Source organism: Endozoicomonas sp. SESOKO2 (assembly GCF_024606245.1).
In the GTDB taxonomy this organism is placed as follows: Bacteria; Pseudomonadota; Gammaproteobacteria; order Pseudomonadales; family Endozoicomonadaceae; genus Endozoicomonas_A.
On sequence record NZ_JAHHPQ010000771.1, the window covers coordinates 1 to 2,637 of the forward strand.

Here is a 2,637-nt window from a genome sequence, read left to right on the forward strand (position 1 = left end):
AAGTTTTTGACATCGAAATACTGACATTACTGGACGGGTACAGGGATGAAATGGAACTTATGCATATAGTGACCGTCCTTAAAAAAGCCAAAATCGACATCTCTGACCACATACTCGAGGGATGGAGGCAACAGGCATGCAGCGAAATAAAGCGGTTAAAAAGTCGAGAACCTTTATTATCAGTGGTTGATCCTGATGTTTATCAGAGTTGTCAGGAATTAGAGTTACTTGATGAGTGTGGGAGTATTTTCTAATGGGCTTATGCCTTCAATCTGACCCATCAGATATCATATGTCATAAGTCGTTTAATGAAAGCTTCCTTCGAGCAAACCCGCTCATTTAAAAAAACACCTTCTTCACCAACTCCGTTCATGGCACGCTGAGCAGGAAGGTGCTATACATTCCGGTGCAAATAACAAAGGTCAATCAATGGTCCTGAGTCTATGGGACGCTCACAAAAAAACAAAACTGCCTGCTCGATGGTCCGATCACTGCTTCTGTCAGTGACCATAATGTTTGGGAAGTCGCTGCCTGCAATGGGATTAGTCGACTCAAACTCGCTACCAGCCCGTTTCTTATATGCCAATCAGTTGGTTGAACCTGAACCGCCCAATCCTCATCCGGTAGGGTTTATGCAACACCCTCCCCATTTGCTAAAGCTGCTGCCGAATAACAGTCCTGCTGCGTCACTCCAATTGCCTCCCCTACCCATTTGGCCCATGAAGCAAACACGCCACATTGACCAGATGGTTATGTCCCTTGAAGCCCTGAAGCACTTTTCCACTTCACCGCTCGCCATAGTTGCTGCCGACGTAAACGATGGAGGCAAGCCACCCGGCGGAAACAACTGGAATCCTGACCCGGAGCCCCAGCCTGAACTTACCCCTGCTCTGGCCCCTGTTCAAAAATGCCTGCAACAAAAAAGGCAACTGCTACGAATGCTTCGTATCAAACGGCTATGGGCGATTATGACGGGCCAAACCACGCTGACACGGATTTTGTCAGATCGGATCAGGGTGATTGAAGCGGACCTTCTCGATCTGAAAGGATCAGATCCTGACACGATGCATCCGGGGCTGATTCAGAGATGGTTGGCAGAGCATGATAAGGAACTCATTGTTTACAGTGAGATCACTTCTTGCAGATATTCTGGTCGGCAGGCGGGTACCAGGAAAAAGAATCAACCCTCCAGAATAATCAAAGTCTCAACTACCGCGACAACAGGCCAGATGTTCGGAGCCGCTACCATTAGCCAGAGAATTCGTTCAACAGGCGGCAGTGGTCACGGAGGCGATGATCCAATGACCCCGTCAGCTGAGCAGAATATTGGGGAGCCAGCTGTGACTTGTTCGAAGTGTAACAAGGTACTGAATAAACAGGAATTAAGTCGTATAGCGAATGAGGCAACAGCTTCGGCATTTATTTGCAACAAGTGCCTGTCGGGTACTAAGGGTATAAAAAGAGCAAGAGAAACCGGGGAAGAAACAGAGCCGGATTCATCAGAACCTGCTCGAAAAAAAAACAAGGGCTCGGGTAGAAAGAGAAATCATTCAAAAGCAGTTGCTGCACCACCGACCAAAAAAAGGAAACAGGCAGACACTCAGATCTACGATGACCCATTGGAAAAAATGAAAAAAAATATCAAATACAAATTGAGCGAGGAAGAGCTGGAAAAAGCACAAACCCTGATAGGGGTATTCAATAAAAAAAACATCACTGCCAAGTACACTTTTTATAAAATGCTTGGATTCGTAGATAGAAGGTCTTTTAATGGTTTCTTCGATAATACGATCGCTTTTTTTGAGCACGTTCCTGAAACCATCAAAAATACAGGCATGCTCACGAGCATGCTAAAAAATAAAAAAAAATACATACGTGATTTTGCTGAACATAGCCAGGGTGAGCTCGAATATTTAGCGACTCTGGATGTATTGACTTCCTTATCGTCCATGAATAATGGCAAAGGCGTGCCCGAACATAAAGAAGTGAAAGAGTTGATGGGCTGGCCTGAATGGAAAGACAAGACTGGCGAATTCAATAAGGAGCTTTTCCGCTCTTTCGCGACCATGAACAATGGCCGGGGCGTACCCAAACATGAGGCAGTGAAAGCGGTGCTGGACTGGCCTGAATGGAAAGACAGGGATGGCAAGTTCAACATGAAGTTGTTCCGCTCTTTCTCGTCTATGTACAACACAAAAGGCATTCCCAAACATGAGGAAGTGAAAGAGGTGCTGAGCTGGCAGGAATGGAAAGAGAAGGATGGCGAGTTCAATATGGAGCTATTCCGCTCCTTCTCGTCCATGTACAACACAAAAGGCATCATCAAACACGAGGAAGTAAAAGAGGTACTGGGCTGGCCTGAATGGAAAGACAAGGACGGCGAGTTCAATATGGAGCTATTTCGCACCTTCTCATCCATGAACAGTAGCAAAGGCATGCTCAACCATGAGGAAGTGAAAGAGGTACTGGACTGGCCTGAATGGAAAGACAAAGATGGCCAATTCAACATCGTGCGGTTCCGCACCTTCTCGTCCATGAATACCAGCAAGGGCATGCTAAACCATGAGGAAGTGAAAATGGTTCTGGGCTGGCCTGAATGGAAAGACAAGAATGGTGAGTTCAGTACGGAACTGTTCC

2 protein-coding genes are annotated in these 2,637 nt (G+C 46.3%); both read left to right on the forward strand.

Features of this window, described 5'->3' with window-relative positions; all coding sequences use genetic code 11:
* A partial coding sequence (locus KDK17_RS18380; RefSeq protein ID WP_257255434.1) for a hypothetical protein occupies positions 1-254 on the forward strand: 254 nt, incomplete at its 5' end.
* Between the two features lie 249 nt (positions 255-503).
* The coding region (locus KDK17_RS18385; protein ID WP_257288750.1) for a hypothetical protein at positions 504-2,637 on the forward strand (2,134 nt) is incomplete at its 3' end.